Source organism: Streptomyces sp. NPDC090127 (genome assembly GCF_044746945.1).
In the GTDB taxonomy this organism is placed as follows: Bacteria; Actinomycetota; Actinomycetes; order Streptomycetales; family Streptomycetaceae; genus Streptomyces.
In genome coordinates this window covers 261,069-280,752 of sequence record NZ_JBIVDE010000003.1, presented here as the reverse complement: position 1 = coordinate 280,752, position 19,684 = coordinate 261,069, and the positions used below count along the sequence as shown (strand labels likewise).

Annotated in this window: 17 protein-coding genes; 13 read left to right on the top strand and 4 right to left on the bottom strand. The window is 72.5% G+C overall.

Translation table 11 applies throughout. The features are described from left to right. Positions 1–164 precede the first annotated feature (164 nt). The 4 genes from ACIPPS_RS12405 (at position 165) to ACIPPS_RS12390 (ending at position 6,236) form a co-directional block, all read left to right on the top strand. Positions 165–1,151 (top strand): ABC transporter permease subunit, encoded by a 987-nt coding sequence (locus ACIPPS_RS12405; RefSeq protein WP_401430123.1) that lies wholly within the window; start codon positions 165–167, stop codon positions 1,149–1,151. Then, positions 1,148–2,080 (top strand): carbohydrate ABC transporter permease, encoded by a 933-nt coding sequence (locus ACIPPS_RS12400; protein WP_401430121.1) that lies wholly within the window; start codon positions 1,148–1,150, stop codon positions 2,078–2,080. The genes ACIPPS_RS12405 and ACIPPS_RS12400 overlap by 4 nt, the downstream gene beginning before the upstream one ends. Positions 2,081–2,154: 74 nt before the next feature. Further along, a complete protein-coding gene (locus ACIPPS_RS12395; protein ID WP_401430119.1) occupies positions 2,155–3,819 on the top strand; it encodes an extracellular solute-binding protein in 1,665 nt (554 codons plus the stop codon). Positions 3,820–3,920: 101 nt separating this feature from the next. Next, positions 3,921–6,236 carry a polysaccharide lyase 8 family protein gene (locus ACIPPS_RS12390; protein WP_401430117.1) on the top strand — a complete coding sequence of 772 codons (2,316 nt, stop codon included), beginning with the start codon at positions 3,921–3,923 and terminating at the stop codon, positions 6,234–6,236. An 89-nt stretch (positions 6,237–6,325) separates the two neighbouring features. Here ACIPPS_RS12390 and ACIPPS_RS12385 read toward each other — a convergent pair whose 3' ends face one another. After that, positions 6,326–6,982 carry a response regulator gene (locus ACIPPS_RS12385; protein WP_401430115.1) on the bottom strand — a complete coding sequence of 219 codons (657 nt, stop codon included), beginning with the start codon at positions 6,980–6,982 and terminating at the stop codon, positions 6,326–6,328. Continuing rightward, on the bottom strand, positions 6,979–8,154 hold the full coding sequence (locus ACIPPS_RS12380) for a sensor histidine kinase (protein WP_401430113.1): 1,176 nt from the start codon (positions 8,152–8,154) through the stop codon (positions 6,979–6,981). Before ACIPPS_RS12380 ends, ACIPPS_RS12385 begins: the two co-directional genes overlap by 4 nt. Positions 8,155–8,351: 197 nt before the next feature. On the opposite strand from ACIPPS_RS12380, the gene ACIPPS_RS12375 reads away from it, so the two are divergent. The 8 genes from ACIPPS_RS12375 (at position 8,352) to ACIPPS_RS12340 (ending at position 16,267) form a co-directional block, all read left to right on the top strand. Continuing rightward, the gene (locus ACIPPS_RS12375; protein ID WP_401430111.1) at positions 8,352–9,014 is read left to right on the top strand and encodes a response regulator; all 663 of its coding nucleotides are present in this window, start codon (positions 8,352–8,354) and stop codon (positions 9,012–9,014) included. A gap of 172 nt (positions 9,015–9,186) precedes the next feature. Continuing rightward, a complete protein-coding gene (locus ACIPPS_RS12370) occupies positions 9,187–10,404 on the top strand; it encodes an amino acid decarboxylase (RefSeq protein ID WP_401430109.1) in 1,218 nt (405 codons plus the stop codon). A 304-nt stretch (positions 10,405–10,708) separates the two neighbouring features. Then, positions 10,709–11,509, top strand: a complete 801-nt coding sequence (locus ACIPPS_RS12365; protein ID WP_401431371.1) for an MHYT domain-containing protein — start codon at positions 10,709–10,711, stop codon at positions 11,507–11,509. Positions 11,510–11,543: 34 nt separating this feature from the next. Beyond that, positions 11,544–14,003, top strand: coding sequence for a nitrate- and nitrite sensing domain-containing protein (locus ACIPPS_RS12360; RefSeq protein WP_401430108.1), 2,460 nt, complete (start codon positions 11,544–11,546; stop codon positions 14,001–14,003). Next, a complete protein-coding gene (locus ACIPPS_RS12355) occupies positions 14,000–14,434 on the top strand; it encodes a roadblock/LC7 domain-containing protein (protein ID WP_401430107.1) in 435 nt (144 codons plus the stop codon). The genes ACIPPS_RS12360 and ACIPPS_RS12355 overlap by 4 nt, the downstream gene beginning before the upstream one ends. Then, on the top strand, positions 14,427–14,804 hold the full coding sequence (locus tag ACIPPS_RS12350; RefSeq protein ID WP_401430105.1) for a DUF742 domain-containing protein: 378 nt from the start codon (positions 14,427–14,429) through the stop codon (positions 14,802–14,804). Before ACIPPS_RS12355 ends, ACIPPS_RS12350 begins: the two co-directional genes overlap by 8 nt. Further along, complete coding sequence (locus tag ACIPPS_RS12345; protein ID WP_401430103.1) at positions 14,785–15,348, top strand: GTP-binding protein; 564 nt, start codon at positions 14,785–14,787, stop codon at positions 15,346–15,348. Before ACIPPS_RS12350 ends, ACIPPS_RS12345 begins: the two co-directional genes overlap by 20 nt. An 85-nt stretch (positions 15,349–15,433) precedes the next feature. Further along, a complete protein-coding gene (locus tag ACIPPS_RS12340) occupies positions 15,434–16,267 on the top strand; it encodes a helix-turn-helix domain-containing protein (protein ID WP_401430101.1) in 834 nt (277 codons plus the stop codon). Between the two features lie 58 nt (positions 16,268–16,325). Here the strand turns inward: ACIPPS_RS12340 and ACIPPS_RS12335 are convergent, their stop codons facing one another. Then, complete coding sequence (locus ACIPPS_RS12335) at positions 16,326–17,597, bottom strand: alpha-L-fucosidase (protein WP_401430099.1); 1,272 nt, start codon at positions 17,595–17,597, stop codon at positions 16,326–16,328. Positions 17,598–17,699: 102 nt separating this feature from the next. Further along, a complete protein-coding gene (locus ACIPPS_RS12330) occupies positions 17,700–18,434 on the bottom strand; it encodes a FadR/GntR family transcriptional regulator (RefSeq protein WP_401430097.1) in 735 nt (244 codons plus the stop codon). Between the two features lie 317 nt (positions 18,435–18,751). Between ACIPPS_RS12330 and ACIPPS_RS12325 the strand changes: the two genes are divergently transcribed. Next, positions 18,752–19,603: a fumarylacetoacetate hydrolase family protein gene (locus ACIPPS_RS12325; protein ID WP_401430095.1), complete on the top strand. Its 852-nt coding sequence runs from the start codon at positions 18,752–18,754 to the stop codon at positions 19,601–19,603. The last annotated feature ends 81 nt before the right edge of the window (positions 19,604–19,684 follow it).

Here is a 19,684-nt window from a genome sequence, read left to right as displayed (position 1 = left end):
TCCGCCCGGGACAGGCGGAAACACGCGTCCCACCGGAGCCGTAGACGAGTGCGCCGTAGCGCCGCTCGACCGTGTCCGTTTCCCTGCCCGCACCTCCCGTAGGGGAGAGGTGTGCGTATCGGCCGACACGCGGGGCCCGCCGGAGGCATGGAGAGGGGAGCTGCATGTCCGTCACACTCAAGGACCGGGAGGCGCGCCGCCAGGTGCGCGCCGCCGGCCCACCGAAGGGGGCGCCCGCCCGGCCCCGCGGCCGGCTCGCCCGGCTGCGCAGGGACCGCGCGCTCCTGCTGCTCATGCTTCCCGGCGTGCTGTACTTCCTGGTCTTCCATTACGGGGCGATGTTCGGCAACGTCATCGCGTTCAAGGAGTACGTGCCGTTCCTCGGCGTCAACGGCAGCCCGTGGGTCGGCTTCGCGAACTTCGAGGCGCTCTTCACCGACGGGGCCTTCTGGGCCGCGGCCTTCACCACCCTGTCGCTGTCGTTCCTCCAGATCGTCTTCTTCTTCCCGCTGCCGCTCGCCCTCGCGATGCTGCTCCACAGCGTCAGCCGCGGCGGCGTCCGTAAGTTCGTCCAGAGCGTGGTCTACCTTCCCCACTTCATCTCATGGGTGATCGTGGTCGCGCTCTTCACCCAGGTCGTCGGCGGGGACGGGCTCCTCAACGGGCTGCTCGGCGAGGACGACGGCAGCCATCTCGTCGACGTGTTCGGCAACCCGACGGCCTTCCAGCCGCTCATGGTCGTCGAGCTGATCTGGAAGGACTGCGGCTGGGGCACGATCATCTTCCTCGCCGCACTGCACAACGTGGACGAGGCGCTCTACGAGGCCGCGGCCATCGACGGGGCCGGACCCTGGCGCCGCTTCTGGCACGTCACGCTGCCGGCCATCCGCCCGATCGTCATCCTGCTGCTGATCCTGCGCCTCGGCGAGATCCTGAACGTCGGCTTCGAACAGATCCTCCTCCAGCGCGACGTCTTCGGACCGGAGACGGCGGAGGTCATCGACACCTTCGTCTACTACCACGCGGTCACCGACGGCATGTGGGGCGTCGCCGCCGCGGCGGCCCTCTTCAAGGGCGTGATCGCCGCCGTCCTCGTCTTCGCCGCGAACAAGATCGCCCACCGCATGGGCGAGCAGGGGGTGTACCGATGAGCACGGACCTCGACGACCGGCAGACCGTCCGATCGAGCCGGAGCTCCCAGCGGCCGGCCTGGATGGAGAAGCCCCGACCGATCACCCGGCTCGCCAAGGGCCTGGCCCTGGTGCTGACCGTGGCCATGGTCCTGGTCCCCTTCTGGACGGTCCTGGCCACCAGCTTCGCCCCGGACCGGCAGATCGTCGCCAACGGCGGCTGGGCGTTCTGGCCGGACGAGTGGACCCTCAAGGCGTACGCCAAGGTCTTCGCCAACGAGAACACCACCCACGCCATGTTCGTCTCGGCGGGCGTCGCGGTCGTCGGGACGGCGCTCAGCCTGGCCTGCACCGTCTTCCTCGCCTACGCGCTGGCACGGCCCGGTGTCGTCGGCGGCAAACCGGTCATGCTGCTCATCCTCTTCACGTTCCTCTTCCCGCCCGGCATCATTCCGAGTTTCCTCGTCGTGCACGAGCTGGGGCTCCGCAACACCTATTGGGCGCTTTTCCTGCCCGTCCTCGTCAACGCCTTCAACCTCGTGGTCGTCCGCGGCTTCTTCCAGGGAATTCCCGAGGAACTCTACGAGGCCGCCCGGCTCGACGGAGCCGGCGAGATCCGCACACTTTTCCAGATCGTTCTCCCGCTCTCCAAGGCGGTCATCGCCGTGGTCGGCCTGTTCTACGCCGTCGGCTATTGGAACGATTTCTTCCGGGGCGTGATCTACCTCGACGACAGCACCATGTGGCCTCTCCAGACGGTGATGCGCGGATACGTCACCCAGGGGTACGGCCTGTCCGACACCCAGGCGGTCGACGAGACCCTCGTCCAGGCGCCCCAGACGATCAAGATGGCCATCGTCATGGTGGCCACCGTGCCGATCCTCTGCGTCTACCCCTTCATCCAGCGCTATTTCGCGAAGGGCGTCCTGACCGGCGCCATCAAGAGCTGACCTCCCCGCGGCTCCGCACCCCAAGCATTCTCTCTCCGCCCCGTCTCGGGGGCCCACACCAAGGGACCGTTCTCATGAGCACTGGTGTATCGCGCAGAAGCGTTCTGCAGACCATCGGCATCGGCACCGCCCTGGCCGCCACCGGCGTGTCCCTGTCGGCCTGTTCCACGCCCGGGGGATCCGGCCAGGACGCCGGCAACAGCGGCAAGGACCTGGCTCCGTTCCCCACCTACGTCCCGTTCGCCGGCCCCGAGCCCGACCTCGCCGCCACCGAACAGGGCGTCCAGGCCGGCTACCTGACCTACCCGTCGGAGCTGACGCAGTCGGTCCAGGAGAAGCCCGGCGACGGCAAGAAGATCAGGGCCTGGTTCCTGTCCTGGGGCGCCACGCCCGTGCCCCGCGAGAAGAACAGATTCTGGCTGGCGGTCGAGGCGGCGCTCGGCGTCGAGCTGGAACTCACGGTCGTTCCCGCGATGGAGTACGAGACCAAGCTGGCCACCCTGATGGCCAGCGGCGAGATGCCGGACATCCTGCAGGTCGTCGCCGCCCCCAACGAGGCGCAGTTCGTCCTCAACAAGTGCGCCGACCTCACCGAGCACCTCTCGGGCGACGCCGTCAAGAAGTACCCGAACCTGGCCAACGTACCGACGTACGCCTGGAAGGCCACGGGCCGTTTCAACGGCAGGCTCTACGGCGTCCCGGTGGAGCGGCCCCTGATCGGGCACGGGCTCATCGCCAACCAGGAGAAGTTCAAGGAGGCCGGGATCTGGGTGCCCGAGGCCGGCGGGATCGACGCCGATGCCTTCACCAAGGGCCTGAAGCAGCTCAGCGTCCGGGGCAAGTACGGCCTGGGCGCCTCCCAGATCGGCGCGTTCGGCTTCAACTCCTCCATCGCCAACCACGGCTCGCCCAACATCTGGTCGGTCAAGGACGGCGCCTTCGTCAACTACATCGAGACCGACGAGTTCAAGGCCGGTCTGGAGCAGATGGTCAGATGGCAGAAGGACGGCGTCTTCCGCCGTGACGCCCTGAGCGTCGACGGCGGGGCCTACAGCCTGGAGTTCTACAACGGGACCACGTACTCCCAGTCCAACGCCTTCGGCGGCTACAAGGGCGCCGTGCTGGCCGTCAAGGACGGCTTCACCGTCGACATGGCCCGCCCGTTCAAGCCGGCCAACGGCGCGTCCCCCAAGCACTGGCTGGGCTCCGGCATCTACGGCTACACCGTGCTCAAGAAGGCGCCCAAGGAGCGCATCGAGCTGCTGCTGCGGGTGATGGACTACCTGGCCGCGCCGTTCGGCACCACGGAGTACGAGCTTGTCAACCACGGCGTGGAGGGCACCCACTTCACCCGGGGCAAGGACGGCGGCCCCGTCGTCACCAAGCTGGCCGCGGAGGGCGGCGACGGTCCGGCGAACCTCCCGCTCACCTTCATCGCGGGACCGCCGCAGGCGCTCTACCTCCCCGACCAGCCCGAGGCGACCAAGCGCTACCACGCCTACCAGCAGGAGATGATCCCGATCGGCGTGCCGAGCGCGCACTACGGACTGCGCTCCAACGCCTGGGCCAACAGCGAGCGCGGCCTGGTGAAGCAGCGTGAGGACGCGATCAACGCCGTCGTCACCGGCAAGCGCAGCCTCTCCGACTGGGACGCCGTGGTGAAGGAGTTCAAGGCGAAGGGCGGAGCCAAGGCGGCCGAGTCCCTCGCGAAGGAGTACGCGGCCGCCGCCGGGAACTGACCCGGCCCGGCCCGGCCCTGCACCGCCCCGACCACCACGGTCACGGGCGGTGCTCGGCCGTGTGCCGCCCCGCCCCCCTCCCCGTACCGACGGAGCACCCCTTGAGTTCCCCCACGGCCGTCCCGCCCTTCGCCGCGCAGCGAGCCCGCTGGCGGGACCTGCTGCTCGGCCCCGCGTTCGACGCCACCGCGCCGCACGTCGCCCCCCGCCTTGCCGCACTGGGCTCGGTCGCGAGCGGGTACCTCGCGACGACGGACCCGGCCGAGGGCCACCTCTGGCCCGGCCTGCCGTACCACGAGGGACACGGCATCCATCTCGGGATCTCCTTCGTCCGCCTGCGAACCATGGCCCTCGCCCACGCCCATCCCGGCACCGGGCGCACGGGGGACGAGAAGCTGGCGGCCGGCATCGTCCGCGGCCTCGACCACCTCCACGACCACCTGTACAACAGCGCCTTCGAGAAGCCCGCGAGCTGGTGGTGGTGGTCCCAGGTCGGTGCCCCGCAAGCCATGCTCGACACCTGCGTCCTGCTCTACGACCACCTGGGGGACGAGCGGATCGCCCGCCTCTGCGCGGCCGTCGACCGTGCCCTGCCGGCTACGCGTCTCGACCGCTACGAGGACCGGAGCACCGGCGCGAACCGGGTCGACTTCTGCCGCACCCTCGCCCAGCGGGGTGCGCTCGGCGACGGCGCGGCCGCGCTCACGCTCGCCCGGGACGGCCTCGACCCGGTCTTCCCCCACGTCACGCGAGGGGACGGGTTCTACGCCGACGGCTCCTTCGTCCAGCACCGCACCGTCGCCTACACCGGCGCGTACGGCGCCGTGCTGCTGGAAGGCCTGGCCACGCTGTTCACCCTGTTCGACGGCACGCCGTGGGAGGTGACCGGCCCCGGGCGGCAGCTCGCCCTGGACACCGTCGAGCACGCCTTCGTCCCGTTCGTGCACGACGGAGTGCTCGACGCGAGCGTCTGCGGTCGTGGCGTCAGTCGGGACCTCACCGGACCGGACGTCCACCTGATGCCCGTACGGGACCACGGCCCGGCCCAGTCCCTGATGGCGGCCGTGCTCGCGCTCGGGGAGTGCGCGAGCCCGGCCGAGCGGGCGCGCTGGCGGTCCCTCGTCAAGGGGTGGCTCCGGCGCGACACGTTCCTCCGCCCCGCGGACACCCCCCGGACGGCCGTCGCCGACTTCACGCGCTTCGACGCGCTGCTCGGCGACCCGTCCGTCGATCCGCTGCCCGAACCCGCCGGCCACCGACTCTTCCCGATGATGGCCCGCGCCGTGCACCGCGGACCGGGCTGGGCCGCGTTCCTCAGCATGTCCTCGTCCACCATCGCCTTCTACGAATGCGGGAACCAGGAGAACACCCGGGGCTGGCACACCGGTTCGGGAATGCTCACCTGGTACGCCGGGGACTCCGGCCAGTACGCCGACGCCTACTGGCCCACGGTCGACCCCTACAGGCTGCCCGGCACCACGGTGTCCACCCGGACCCTCGCCGACAACGAGGGCGGTGAGTGGGGCGTTCGGCGACCGGACGCGGTGTGGGTCGGCGGGGCCACCGACGGCCGTTTCGCGGCCGTCGGGCAGGACACCCGCGGTCTGTCCAGCAGCCTGCGGGCCAAGAAGTCGTGGTTCTTCACCGACGACGCGGTGATCTGTCTGGGAGCGGGGATCGAGGCCGGGGACGGTGTCCCGGTGGAGACCGTGGTCGACAACCGGAGGATCGGGGCGGAGCAGGCCGCGCGGCTGACGGTCGACGGCGCGCCGCGGCCGCTCACCGGGACGCCCTGGCACGAGACGTTCCCCGCCGCCCGCTGGGCGGCCCTCGACGGCCACGGCGGATACGTGTTCCCCCACGGGGCGACCCTGCGCGCGCTGCACGAGGAGCGGACCGGACGGTGGAACGACATCAACCGGCTCGTCGGCTCCGACGAGGAGATCCGCCGACGCTACGTCACCCTCTGGCTGGACCACGGGGCCGATCCGCGCGCCGCGGCGTACGCGTACGTCCTGCTGCCGGGCGCCGACGCACGGGCCACCGAGGAACGTGCCCGGGACAGCGAGTGGCTGCGGATCCTCGCCAACGAGCCGGGCGCGCAGGGGGTGCGCGTCCCCTCGCTCGGAATCACCGCGGTGAACCTCTGGGCCGCGGGGGCGGCCGGTCCTGTCACCTGCGACGCACCGGCCTCGGTCCTGGTGCGGGAGGACGGCGCGGGAAGCGCCACCGTCCTCGTCTCCGACCCGACCAGGACGGCGGGGCGGCTCGTCGTCGGCTGGCACCGGCCGGTGGCTCGCGTCCGCTCCCACGGCACGCGGGTGCGGGTCCTGGCGACGGGGGAGTGCCTGACCTTCGCCGTCGACACCGGGGCCGAGGACGGCGCCACGCACCGGATCGACGTGACACTCGGCTGACCGGTGCGCATGGCCGCCCGGACCGGCCCGCCGGTGTACAGGGGGGGCCGTGTCCGCGTGCAGACCGGCCTGCGGCGCCCAGACCCCGCTCAGTCCGCGTCCAGACCGGCGCGGTAGGCCACGCGGGCGGCCTGGACGCGGCTCTCCGCGCCCAGCTTGGCCAGGACGGCGCTGACGTATCCCTTGACCGTCCCCTCCGTGGTGCCGAGTTCGTCGGCGATGTCGCTGTTGGTGAGCCCCCGCGAGAGCAGCCGGAGTACGTCGCGTTCGCGGCCGGTGAGGGAGTCGAGCCCGGCCTGTTCCTCGGGAGTGAGGGCGGGCGTGGTGCGGGCGAGCCCGTCCACCAGGCGCTTGGCGACCGGCGGCCCGAGCACGGCACGGCCGCCGTGGACGTCACGGATCGCCCGCAGCAGGTCGTCGGGGGGCGAGTCCTTGAGCAGAAACCCCGAGGCCCCGGCGCGCAGCGCCGTGCGCACCTGGTCGTCCTCGTGGAACGTGGTCAGCATGAGGACCTTCGGCGGACGCGGGAGCGCCAGCAGCGGCGGGAGCGCGGCCAGCCCGTCGGTCCCGGGCATGCGGATGTCGAGCAGGACCACGTCGGGAAGCGTCTCCTCGGCCCGGGCGAGGGCCTCCGCCCCGTCCGCCGCCTGGCCGCACACCTCGATGTCCCCGCTGGCGTCGATGATCCACAGAAGGCCGCGACGGGTGATCTCGTTGTCGTCGGCGAGCAGGACACGGATACTCATGACGCTCCTGGTGGAGAGGCACCCCGGCCGTGGGGGATGAAGGCCGACAGCAGGAATCCGCCGTCGTGCGGCCCCGCCGTCAGTGTCCCGCCGAGCAGGGCGACGCGCTCGGTCAGTCCGACGACCCCGTGCCCGCCGCTCGGCAGGTCGTGCGCCAAGGGCCGCGTGGGGGCCGCGTTGGTGACGTCCAGGTGCACCCCGTCGGCACGGCAGGCCAGGTCCACGCGCACGGCCGCTCCGGGAGCGTGCTTCGCGGCGTTGGTGAGCGACTCCCGCACGATCCGGTGCAGGGCGCGCTGCACCGGCAGCGGCAGGATCTCGGGATGGCCGTTCACCCGCAGCTCCACCTGCTGGCCACGCGCGCGGGCATGCGCCACCAGGTCGGACAGCTCCGGGGCCTCCGGCCCGGACGGAGCCCCCGTCGGCACCCCGGCAGCCGGCCGCGCCGGTGCGAGGACGCCGAGGATCTCGCGGAGTTCCTCCAGCACCTGCCGGCCGTCGGAGCGGATGAGCTCGGCGGTACGGGCCGCCTCCGGCACGTCCGCGGCCGGCCCCAGCTCCAGGCCACCCGCGGCGAGCACCATGTTGCTCACCCGGTGTCCGACCACGTCGTGCATCTCCCGGGCGATCTCGGCCCGCTCCTCGGCCCGTGCCCGCTCGGCCAGGAGCAGGTTCTCGCGCTCCAGGTCCGCCACCCTGGCCTGCGCGGCCGCCGCCAGATCGCGCCGGACCCCGACGGCGTACCCGACGGCCAGCGGCCCGACGATCGCGGCCAGCGCGTACCCGGCCTCGCGGATTCCGGCGTCCGGCAGCCCTCCGCGCAGTCCCGCGAGACCGGCGGCGAAGCCGGCCACGCCGTACGCGAAGAGCACCTTCAGCCGCCGGTCCAGGCTGCCGACCGTGTACATCGCGGCGGCCAGCGCCACGGGGGTGAAGGACACCACGTGCATGACCGTCACGAACACGGCCACCGCGTGCGGCCGGCGTCTGCGCCACCACAGGCTGAGGCCGACCGCCGCCGAACAGGCCGCGATCACCGGTGTCGGCAGACCGGTCAGCAGCCCGCTGGACGGCTTCACCCAGGAGTCGGCGATGCCGAGCGCGACGACCACCACGGTGACCAAGGCGTCGACGCGCCGCGGAGGCCAGCTGGAGAACGGCGTAGCGGCCATGCGGCCACGGTATCCAGCGCGTGCGGCCGGGGCACGGCGAGCCGTCGCAGCCCCTACCCGAACGGCCCCCACCGGACGCCCCCACCCCGACGGCCCCCCACCCCGACGGCCCCCCGCCCCGGCGCCCCCACCCGGGCGGTCCGTCCCGTCGCCCCCGGCCCCGATCCGGGCGAGCATGAAGGCATGGGGCTCAGCTCATGATCACGGTCCTCGTCGCGGACGACGACTCGGCCGTACGGAACGGTCTGCGGGCGATCATCGACTCCGCGCCGGACCTGCGCGTGATCGCGGAGGCCTGGGACGGCCACTCCGCGGTCGACCAGGCGCGCCGACTGCTCCCCGACATCGTGGCGATGGACGTACGGATGCCGGGCATGGACGGCATCACCGCGACGCGCAGGCTGCGGGAGCTGCCGTCGCCACCCGCCGTCCTCATCCTCACCACGTTCGGCAGTGACGAGTACGTCGGACAGGCCCTCGCGGCCGGGGCGGTCGGCTTCCTCGTCAAGGACACTCCGCCGGCCGACCTGCTGGGCGCCCTGCGCAGCGTCGGCGCGGGGCACGCGGCGTTCGGCTCCACGGTGACCGGCCGGGTCATCGACCTCACCACGCGGGACGGGCGCACGCCGGCCGCCCCCGAGGGCGACCCGCGCGTCGACGCGTTGACGGGTCGCCAGCTCGACGTCCTGCGCCTGCTCGGAAGGGGACTCTCCAACGCGGGCATCGGGGCCGAACTGGGGATGACCGAGGGCACGGTCAAGGCCCACGTCACCCAGCTCCTCGCCCGGCTCGGGGTGTCCAACCGCGTCGAGGCCGCCCGGATCGCGTTCCGCGCGGGCCTCTCCACGGACGACGCGTAGGCCCGCGCCGACCTGTCGAAAGTCAGGGGCGCACCCCACCTCCGAGAGGCGGGGCGCCGTTTTCGGCCGGTGACGATGGAGGGGATGTCGAGCGGAGGTGCGCCCCTCACCCCTTCGCACGGCATCGCCCGTACACGGCGACAGACATCGGTGGGGGAGAAGTCCGGTCGACATGTCCCTCACCACGACCCCGGCCGCCCGCAGGACCTGGGTCCTGGCGCAGGGCAGTCCGCTGAGCCACTGCATCACCGGCCTGATCGTGCCCGCGCTGGGCGGCACCGTGCTCGTCCAGCGGGACGCTCCCGCCTCGATGCTCGACGGCCTGATCGTGTCCGGCCTGGACGCCCGCTCGTTGTGGCCGGTCCTCGATCCGGAGCACGGAATCGCCCACTGCGTACGGCCCGAGGAGCTGGCCGAGGCGGCCGGGGAGCGGGCGGACGTGGCCGCCGCCCTGGTCGTCTCGCCCACCCGGTACGGAGCGGTCGCCGACATCCGGGCGCTGGCCGACGCGGCGCACGCCTCGGGGATTCCGCTGATCGTGGACGAGAGCCGGCGTTCCGGGGTCTTCGGCCGGCATCCCGCGCTGCTGCCCGATGCCCTCGCCCACGGCGCCGACCTCTCGGTCACCTCCGGCCCCGCTCCCGTGATCAGGCTGGGCGACGGGCCCCACGCCGACCTGCTGCGGCCGCTCGTCGAACGTGCCGTGGACCTGACCCGGCAGACGGACTGCGAGACCCCGCCCATCCACCGGCTCGGGCAGGACTGGGACCATGTCCTCGTCTCCCTGGAGACGGCGGTCGCCATCGGGGCGGGGATCCGGCAGGAAGGTCGCTTCAGGCTGGTCGCGGACGGGTTCGGCGAGGTCGCGGGGGTCGCCGGGGCGGACCCGCTGCGGATCGCGGTCGACACACGCGCCGGAGGCGTCACGGGCCGCGCGGCACTCCGTCTGCTCCAGGACGCGGGGCTGGGCGGGGCCCTCGCGGGGGCGAACGATTCCGTCCTCGTCCTGACGCTGGGCGAAGGGACCGACCCGGACGCCCAGCGTGTGGTCGACGCGCTGCACGCCCTGCCGACGAACGACGCCGAGCTGACCGAACCGCTGCGGCTCGCCCTCCCCGCCCCCGGCCCCGGCCGGCTCACCCCCCGGGGCGCCTTCTTCGGCCACCACCGCCTGGTGGACTGCGCCGAGGCGGTGGGCATGGTCTCCGCGTCCAGGGTCGTCGCCTGCCCGCCCGGCGTGCCGGTGCTGCTGCCCGGTGAGGTCGTCACGGCCGAGACGGTGGCGTACCTCCGGCTCCTGGCCCGGTCGAGGGGAGGCCGTATCCGAGGCGCCGCCGACGCCGACGCGAGCACGTTGCACGTGGTCGACGAGCCCACGGACCTGTGGTGAGCGTCGACGGCGAGAGGCCACGCCGCGAGCCGTCAAGGTCGACTGGTCCCCCTCGGTCGGAAAGCGCGCGGAATTCCGGTGATCCGTATCACCCGGCCGCCGAGTTTTTCGGCGCCGATCACCTCCACCTGCCTCTTGCACGCCGCACTACGCGCAGAGATCATCACCCAACTCACGGGTAGGGCAGCACCCCGTGTCACCCGGCCGCGCGGATCACGGTCGGGACACATTTCGTCGAATTCTGGCTGGTCAGCCCGAGTGCTAGCGTCCGTCGCCGCAAACGTGAACCGTGAACGGAGAGAATGTGGCGCACCTGCACCATTTCGGCGCCGGATGGATTTCCCCGGTCCTCGCCTATGCGATGGCCTGCGTCGGATCCGCACTCGGACTGCGCTGCACCGTCCGGGCGTTGGCCGCCGAAGGCCGCTCGCGACGCAATTGGCTTCTGACGGCGACCGCCGCGATCGGTTCGGGTATCTGGACCATGCATTTCATCGCGATGCTCGGCTTCGGCGTCGCCGGATCCGCGATCCGCTACGACGTGCCGCTCACCGTCCTCAGCCTCGTGGTGGCCATGGCCGTCGTGGGCGCCGGGGTCCTCACCGTCGGCTACGGCCGCTCCCGCGCACGCTCCTTGCTGCTCGGCGGCCTGGGCACCGGGATCGGCGTCGGGGCGATGCACTACCTCGGCATGGCCGCGCTCCGGCTGAACGGCAGCGTCGGCTACGACCCCACCCTGGTGGCACTCTCCCTCGCCATCGCGGTCGCGGCGGCGACCGCCGCGCTCTGGGCGGCACTCGAGGTCCGGGGTACGGCCGGCGCGGTGATCGCCTCGCTGGTCATGGGCATCGCCGTCAGCAGCATGCACTACACGGGCATGGCCGCCGTGCGCATCACCCTCGCACCGGCCCGCGAGGCGCTGGACGGGGTGACGGCCATGGACTTCGTGTTCCCGCTCGCCGTCGTCCTCGGCTCGTTCCTCTTCCTGGCCTCGGCGTTCGTCGCCCTGTCACCGACCGCGCGACCGGCGAGGGGAGCCGCCGTCGGCGTCGGCTCGTCGCGCACCCCGGAAGCCGCGGTCGGCCGTGCGACGGCCAAGCCGTGACCGTGACCCCCGCCCCTGACTGTTCGAGGAACCGATGAGCGCAATTCTGGTGCCACGCTCGATCCGGGCGAAGACCGTCTGCCTCCTGATGGTCCCCGCCGTGTCCCTGATGGCGCTGTGGGCGTTCGCGACCGTCACCACGGCGCGCAACGTCTCGGAACTCAACGCCTACAAGGAGGCGAACACCACACTGCTGCAGCCGGTCGACTCCCTCGTGGCCGCCGTGCAGGCCGAACGTGCCGGAGCCCTGCGTCAGTTCGCGGGAACCGGCACGGAACGGACGGAGTCCCAGGGCAGCCGTGAGAAGGACACCGACGCGGCCGCCACCGCACTGCGCCGGGGCGCCGAGGGGAGCACCCTGGACGTCCAGGAGATCGACGGCGACTTCGCGGGGCGCGTGGACCGACTCGTCGCGGACCTCGACCGGCTGGGCGCCCTGCGCGAGCAGACACGGCGGGCGGGCGACGCGTGGGAGACCGTCTACGACGCGTACGGCACCGTGATCGAGCACGCCCTCGCGCTTCAGGGCTCACTGGCCGCGCTGCACGATCCCGCGCACGCCTCCGCCGCGCGGGTCGTCCACGAGCTGGCCTGGGCTCGCGAGATGATCGCCCGTGAGGATGCCCTGATGAACGCCGTGCAGACGGTGGGACGCTTCGACCCCGCGCAGTACCGGGAGTTCGTGGGCTCGGCCCACACACAGCGTCGGCTGCTCGCCGCAGCCGTCGACGACCTGCGGCCGCAGGACGCCGCCGCGTACCGGACGGTACTGACCGGCACCGACATGCGCGCCCTGCGGTCCGTCGAGGACAGGATCCTGGCCGCCGGCAGCGCACCCGCTGCCAGGACGGTGGCCGAGGACGCCCGTTGGCAGGAGCCGGCCCGCGCGGTCCTCCAGCAGCTCGGCGCGGCCCAGACGAGGGCGAGCACGGCCGCGGTCGAGAGCGCCGACCCCGTGTCGTTCGCCGTCCTCGGCGGCTCCGGGATCGCCGTCGTGCTGGGCTTCCTCGGCGTCCTGCTCTCGCTCCTCATCTCGGTGCGGATCGGCCGGGGCCTCGTCGGCGAACTCACCGACCTGCGCGACTCCGCCCTCACGCTCGCCGAACGCGAACTCCCCGAGACCATCCGTCGCCTGCACGCCGGCGACACCGTCGACGTCGACGCGGTGGCCCCGCCACGCGGTCACCGTGACGACGAGATCGGACAGGTCGGCGCGGCGCTCGCCGCGGTCCACCGGGCCGCGGTCGAGTCGGCGGCGGAACGAGCCCAGGTGCTCCACGGGCTCTCCGGCGTCTACGTGAACCTGGCACGCCGGAGCCAGGCCCTCCTGCACCGCCAGCTCACGCTCCTGGACACCATGGAACGGCGCAACGAGGACCCGGTGGAGCTGGAGGACCTGTTCCGGCTCGACCACCTGACCACCCGGATGCGGCGGCACGCCGAGAGCCTGATCATCCTCGCCGGCGCCGCTCCCGGACGCGGCTGGCGTCGGCCCGTCGGTCTGATGGACGTGGTCAGGGCCGCCGTCGCCGAGGTCGAGGACTTCGGCCGGGTGGTGGTCCACGAGATTCCCGGCGTACGGCTGCACGGCGGCGCGGTGGCCGACCTCACGCATCTCGTCGCCGAACTCGTCGAGAACGCCACCGCCTTCTCGCCGCCACAGACCAAGGTGGAGGTGCGGGGCCAGCGGGTGGGAGCAGGAGTCGTGCTGGAGATCGAGGACCGGGGACTCGGCATGAGTGCCGAGGGGTTCGCCGAGGCGAACAGCCGGATCGAGGACACCGGACGCGTCGACCTGCTCGAGAGCGGACAGCTCGGCCTGTTCGTGGTGAACCGGCTCGCCCACCGGCTGGACGCCCGCGTGGGGCTGCGGCCCTCGGTGTACGGGGGTGTCGTCGCCGTGGTCCTGCTGCCGACGGCCCTCCTCGGCGAGGCCGGGCGGCACGAAGGCCCCGAGGGCCCGGACGAGGCCCCCGCCGGCACCCGGCTCCCGCGCCGGCGCCCGCCGGGGCGGCACGCCGCCCGCCCACACGCCGCCCGCCCACACGCCGTAACCGAAGCGCCGCCGGCGGTCGAGTCCGCACCGCCCATGCCACCGGCGCCTGGGGCACCCGCGCCCTCCGTGCCACCGGCGCCTGTGACACCCGCACCGCCCATGCCACCGCCGCCGCCCATGGCGCCTCCGGAGCCCGTGGCCCCCGCGGTCTCCGCCGCACCGAACCCCCGCCCCCTCCCCGTGGATCCGGCTCCCGAGCCGACGTCCGGACACAAGGCTCCCCTGCCCCGCCGCGCCCGCCGCCGGGATCTGGAGGGGGAGGGCATCGGGGAGACGTACGAACCGCCGAAGGACCTCGGCCCGCGCCGCTCCCCGGAACAGGCGCGCGCCACCATGGCGTCGTTCCGCGCCGGCTGGGCCCGCGGCACCGTGGACCGCCCCACGAGGCCGGGAGCGGCGGGCGAGCACACGCCAGAACGTGAAGGAGAGAGCCGATGAACGGCAACAGCAGTCTGTACCGGTCAGGTGACCTCGGCTGGCTTCTGGAGGAACTGGTCGCCCATGTACCGGAGATCAGACATGTGATCGTGCTCTCCGGCGACGGGCTGCCGGTCGGCACGTCGGCCCGGCTCGGCCGGGACGACGCCGAGCGGTTCGCCGCCATCGCCTCCGGATTCCACAGCCTCGCCAAGGGAACCGGCCGCCACTTCGGAGCCGGTGGCGTCATCCAGACGCTGGTGGAGCTGGAGGACGGTTTCCTCTTCGTCGTCGCGGCGGGGGAGGGATCGTGTCTCGCGGTGTTCAGCGAGGCCGGCGCCGATGTGGGCCTGGTGGCCTACGAGATGGCCCGGCTGGTCAAGCGCGTCGGTGCCCACCTCGGCACACCGGCACGCGACGAAGGGGCCGTCGTGCCGGGCGTCGATGAGTGACGACGACGGACGCTGGTACGACGACGACGCCGGCCCGCTGGTGCGCCTCTACGCGATGACCTCGGGTCGGGCGCGGCCCGCCGGCGCCGAGCAGTTCGATCTGATGACCCTGGTGCACGGCTGCGTCCCACCGGACCGCGCTCCGCTGCTCTCGCCGGAGGAGGCCCAACTCCACCGGCTCTGCGGGGCAAGGCCGCGCCCCGTGGCGGACATGGCCTCCGAGGCGGGTCTTCCGCTCGCCGTCGTCCGGGTGCTGCTCGGGAACCTGCTCCACGCCGGCCTCATCCGCGTCACCCCGCCCGTCCCTCCCGCCCAACTCCCCGACTCGCGCATCCTCAAGAGAGTGATCGATGGACTCCGAGCCCTCTGACGTCCCTTTCGTCGCCCTGAAGATCCTCGTGGCCGGCGGATTCGGGGTCGGCAAGACCACCCTGATCGGATCGGTCAGCGAGATCCGGCCGCTGAACACCGAGGAGATCCTCACCGAGGCCGGCCGTCCGACGGACAGCCTCGACGGGGTCGCGGACAAGCGCACGACCACGGTGGCCCTGGACTTCGGACGCATCACCGTCTCCGACGACCTGGCGCTCTACCTCTTCGGCACGCCCGGGCAGGGCCGTTTCTGGTTCCTGTGGGACGAACTCGCCCGGGGCGCGCTGGGAGCCGTGGTTCTCGCGGACACCCGCCGTCTTGTGGACTGCTTCCCGGCCATCGACTACTTCGAGCGCCGACGCCTGCCCTTCGTGGTCGCGGTGAACTGCTTCGACGGCGCCCGGGACTACAGCGCGCGGGAGGTCGCGGACGCGCTCGACCTGGACCCGGGAACGCCGGTGGTCCTGTGCGACGCGCGGGATCGGGAGTCCGGCAAGGAAGTCCTCATCTCGCTGGTCCAGTTGGCGGGCGGGGAGGGCTGATCTATGGCCCTCGACGGTTTCGGGACCACCCGCACGAGGTCCGCGTACCGGCGGCCACCGGGGAGCGAACTGGTAGATTTTCCGCGTGTCTGAGAGTCCCTGGGTCCGACCCGGCCGGACCGTGGCCGTCCGGCTGGACGAGCCGCCGCGGGTGCTGAGCCTGGGGGTCGGGGTCCACGGCACGACGAGTCCGGTCGACGTGTTCCGGCTCCCGGACCTGTGGCAGCTGCACCTCTACCGGTACACCGCCGAACTCGTCGTCGACGGCGTGCTCCACGTCATCCGGCCGGGGTACGTGACGCTGGTGCCGCCGGGGGCGGAGGTGCGCTACCGCTACCGCGGGCGGTCCGAGCATCTGTATGCCCACCTGGGCCTGCCCGGTGCGCAGGCGCCGACCGCCCTGCCGGCCACCCTCCCGCCCACCCCGCCGGTCACCCTTCCCGTCGTCCAGGACACGGGTGCGCTGACGCCGGTCCTGTCGGAGCTCCTGCTGCGGGCCATCGCGGTCGCGCCGCGCATCCCGCGCCGCGCCGACGCCCACGTCTGGACGGCGTTGTGGGAGCTGGCCCGGCTCGCCGAGCCGGACGGCCGCGAGAGCGGTCCGCACGCCTCGTTCGCCGCCGCCGTCGCGTACATCGAGTCGCATCTCGCGGAGCGGCTCCTCGTCCCCGAGGTGGCGCGGGCCGCGGGCGTGTCGCACAACCATCTGCTGCGGCTCTTCCGCGCCGAGACCGGCACCACCGTCGTGGCGTATCTCCGGCAGCGGCGCATGGAGCGGGCACGGCACCTGCTCCGCGAGTCGACCCTGTCGATCCCCGCGGTGGCGGCGGCGGTCGGCATCGACGACCTGCAGGCCTTCAACAAGGCGTGCCGGCGCGAACTGGGCGCGTCTCCGCGCGCGGTTCGCGCCGGCGGTTGAGCGGAGCCGAGCCGTGGTGCCCGGCGGGGTCGTCGTCCGCCGGGCACCACCAACGGGGTCAGCTCCTGCCCGTGCCCCGGTAGAGGTCGAGCTCGCCGTCGAGTTCGACGGCCAGCACGGTCGCGGACCCGTCGACGTCCGCCGCTTCCGGAGCGTCGATCCAGCACACGCCCGGCACGTCCTGGAGTCCGCCGGTGACCCGGTGGGCCAGCTCGGCGCCGGTGCCGAGCACGGTCACCCGCTCCACCTTGTTGCGCAGGCCGCGCAGCGAGACCGCTTCGCGCGGGGCGTCGAAGCAGACCAGATAGAGCGTGCGTCGGTCGGCGGAGAGCGTGCTGGGCCCGTAGTGGTGCCCGGCCGGCAGCCCGGCCACCGTCCCGTACACCGCCCGCTCGTGGAGAGCGATCCAGGCCCCGAGCCCCTCCAGCCGCTCGACCTGCTCCGCCGGGATCGTGCCGTCCTCCCGGGGGCCGACGGCCAGCAGCAGATTGCCGCCCATGCCGATGGTCTCCGTGAAATAGCGCACCAGCTGGCGGACCGACTTCTGGTTGTGGTCCTGGTGCTGATAGCCCCAGGAATCGTTCATCGTCAGGCAGAGCTCCCACGGCCCGTCCGGCGGCAGCAGCGGCACGCCCTGCTCCGGCGTGGCGTAGTCGCCGTGACTGAGCATGCGCGCGTTGAGGACCGTCTCGGGGTTTCCGGCGAGGATCCGCTCGGCGAGCGCCCGCATGCCCCACTGTTCCTCGCTGCGCTCCCACTCGCCGTCGAACCACAGCAGATCGGGGCGGAACCGCGAGACCAGCTCACCGACCTGGCCGTCCCGGTACGCGACGAAGCGGGCCCAGGCCTCCGGGTCCTCGACCCCGTCCTTCGGGGTGACGAGGGGGTGGGTGGCCACGCTCTCGTTCGGCGGCTCGGGGTGGACCACACTCGCGTAGTCGGGGTGGTTCCAGTCCGAATGGGAGTAGTACAGACCGACCTTGAGGCCCTTCTCGCGCAGCGCCTCGGCGTATCCGGCCACGAGGTCGCGTCCGGCGGGCGTGTGCCGTACGACGTTCAGGTCGCCGTGGCCGGTGTCCCACAGGGCCACGCCGTCGTGGTGGCGCGCGGTCAGCACGGCGTACCGGGCACCGGCGCGGGCGAAGAGCTCCGCCCAGGCCTTCGGTTCGTACGCGGAGGCGGTGAAGCCGTCCAGCTGCCGCATGTACCGCTCGTGCGGAACCTGCCCGCTGTAGAACGACCAGGACTCGGGCACGCCGTCGACGGCGTAGATGCCGTAGTGCAGGAAGATGCCCAACTTGGCATCGGGGAACCAGGGTTGCATGGGCATGGGATCAGTCCTCGGTGGCGGTGGAGCGGTGGAGTGCGGGGTGTTCCCGCTTCCCTCACGCTAGGCCGGGCCGACGGCCCCGCGCGTGGGCGGCGCTCACCCTCACTGGTCCGTTTTCACCTCACGGCCGAGGGGCTCCGTGTCCGGGCGGGAGCGCATCCACTCCTCGACCTCGCCGACGTGCGCCGCGGCGGCGGCCCGCGCCGCCTCCGGGTCGCGCGCGGCCAGGGCGCGATGGATCGCCGCGTGGCCGCGACGTGTGCGCTCGAACGCGCCTTCCTCCGCGTGGCCGCGCCAGACGCGCGCACGGAACGTCCGGGTCGACAGCCCTTCGAGGACGGCCGCCATGGTCTCGTTGCCGGAGGCCGCGTTGATCGCCCGGTGGAAGGCCAGGTCGTGGGCGAGGATCTCCTCCGGGTCCTCGGTGTCCTCCATCGCGTGCAGGTGCCCGGTCACGACGGCCAGCTGGTCCTTGTCGATCCGGGCCGCGGCCAGCGCGGTGGCGGTGGACTCCAGGACGCGCCGGATCTCCAGGAGTTCGACGAGTTGCTCCCCGCGCGACAGCTCCGCGACCACACCGAAGGTCTCCAGCAGATCCCCGGCCCCGAGCCGGGTCACGTAGATCCCGGAGCCGTGCCGTGCCTCCAGCACGCCCATCACCGTCAGCGCGCGGACCGCCTCCCGCATCGAGCTGCGGGAGAGGCCCAACTGCGTGGCGAGGTCCCGCTCCGTGGGCAGCCGGTCCCCGGGCTGCAATTCGCCGTCCGCGATCATCGCCTTGATCTGTTCGATCGCGCGCTGGGTCACGGTTCCCCTGGCGGGGGTGCGCTCCTCCACCGATTCTCTCCCTTGTCCGATTCGGGCAGTCTAGCGAGCGAAGTGGTCGGACCACTTGTGTTTCCGTGGAGGATTTTCCGGCCTCCGGGGTGTTGTTGGCGCCAAGTGGTCTGATAAATCTAGGTCGACCGAGAGCGCGTACGGCTTGCGCCCCGGCCCCGGGTTCCTGCTGCCCGGCCGTGGTCCCGTGCCGCCCCCGCGGCCGAGGACGAGGCCGTGGCCACGGGTCCCGGGCGGGTGGGGCCCGCCGCCCTGAACCGCCCCGTCCACGGTGCGGTGCGGCCCCGCCCCTTTCCCTGCTGCGAGGAGACCGACCAGTGAAGCTGATGCGCCTGGGCGCCCCCGGCGCCGAACGGCCGGCCGTTCGGACCGACGACGGCCGCGTGTGGGACCTCACCCCCGTCACCGGCGAGATCGACGGAGCCTTCCTCGCCTCGGGCGGCCTCGACCGCGTACGAGCCGCCGTCGAGGAGGGCGCGCTCGCCGAGGTGGACCCGCTGGGCCTGCGCGTCGGTGCTCCCGTCGCCCGGCCCGGGAAGGTCGTCTGCATCGGCCTCAACTACCGCGACCACGCCGAGGAGACGGGAGCGCCCGTCCCGCCCCGCCCGGTCGTCTTCATGAAGGACCCCGGAACCGTCGTCGGCCCGTACGACGACGTGCTCATCCCGCGCGGCTCGGCCAGGACGGACTGGGAGGTCGAACTCGCGGTCGTCGTGGGCCGCCGGGCCCGGTACCTGGAGAACCCCGAAGAGGGCCTGCGTCACATCGCCGGGTACGCGATCAGCAACGACGTCTCCGAGCGGGAGTTCCAGCTCGACTACTCGCCGCAGTGGGACCTCGGCAAGTCCTGCGAGACCTTCAACCCGCTCGGCCCCTGGCTCGTGACGGCCGACGAGATCGACGACCCGCAGGACCTCGCCCTGCACCTGACCGTCAACGGCGTCCCGCGCCAGCGCGGCTCCACCCGGGACATGATCTTCCAGGTCGGCCATCTCGTCGCGTACCTGAGCAACTACATGGTGCTGGAGCCCGGCGACGTCATCAACACCGGCACCCCGGCCGGCGTGGCCCTCGGTCTGCCCGGCACTCCGTACCTGCGCCCCGGCGACACCGTCGAGCTGTCCATCGACGGGCTCGGCGACCAGCGCCAGAGCTTCGCCCAGGCCTGACAGCCCGAGCACCCAGCAGCCCGACGGCCCAGCGGTTGGAGCGGAAGGCCTGCCCGAGCGCCCAGCAGCCCGAGTACCAGA

What these genes read in the sequence shown, in the direction of transcription:
- ACIPPS_RS12405 (WP_401430123.1), top strand. Translation starts at nt 165, where the DNA reads ATGTCCGTCACACTCAAGGACCGGGAGGCGCGCCGCCAGGTGCGCGCC.
- ACIPPS_RS12400 (WP_401430121.1), top strand. Translation starts at nt 1,148, where the DNA reads ATGAGCACGGACCTCGACGACCGGCAGACCGTCCGATCGAGCCGGAGC.
- ACIPPS_RS12395 (WP_401430119.1), top strand. Translation starts at nt 2,155, where the DNA reads ATGAGCACTGGTGTATCGCGCAGAAGCGTTCTGCAGACCATCGGCATC.
- ACIPPS_RS12385 (WP_401430115.1), bottom strand. Translation starts at nt 6,982, where the DNA reads ATGAGTATCCGTGTCCTGCTCGCCGACGACAACGAGATCACCCGTCGC.
- ACIPPS_RS12380 (WP_401430113.1), bottom strand. Translation starts at nt 8,154, where the DNA reads ATGGCCGCTACGCCGTTCTCCAGCTGGCCTCCGCGGCGCGTCGACGCC.
- ACIPPS_RS12375 (WP_401430111.1), top strand. Translation starts at nt 8,352, where the DNA reads ATGATCACGGTCCTCGTCGCGGACGACGACTCGGCCGTACGGAACGGT.
- ACIPPS_RS12370 (WP_401430109.1), top strand. Translation starts at nt 9,187, where the DNA reads ATGTCCCTCACCACGACCCCGGCCGCCCGCAGGACCTGGGTCCTGGCG.
- ACIPPS_RS12360 (WP_401430108.1), top strand. Translation starts at nt 11,544, where the DNA reads ATGAGCGCAATTCTGGTGCCACGCTCGATCCGGGCGAAGACCGTCTGC.
- ACIPPS_RS12355 (WP_401430107.1), top strand. Translation starts at nt 14,000, where the DNA reads ATGAACGGCAACAGCAGTCTGTACCGGTCAGGTGACCTCGGCTGGCTT.
- ACIPPS_RS12350 (WP_401430105.1), top strand. Translation starts at nt 14,427, where the DNA reads ATGAGTGACGACGACGGACGCTGGTACGACGACGACGCCGGCCCGCTG.
- ACIPPS_RS12345 (WP_401430103.1), top strand. Translation starts at nt 14,785, where the DNA reads ATGGACTCCGAGCCCTCTGACGTCCCTTTCGTCGCCCTGAAGATCCTC.
- ACIPPS_RS12335 (WP_401430099.1), bottom strand. Translation starts at nt 17,597, where the DNA reads ATGCCCATGCAACCCTGGTTCCCCGATGCCAAGTTGGGCATCTTCCTG.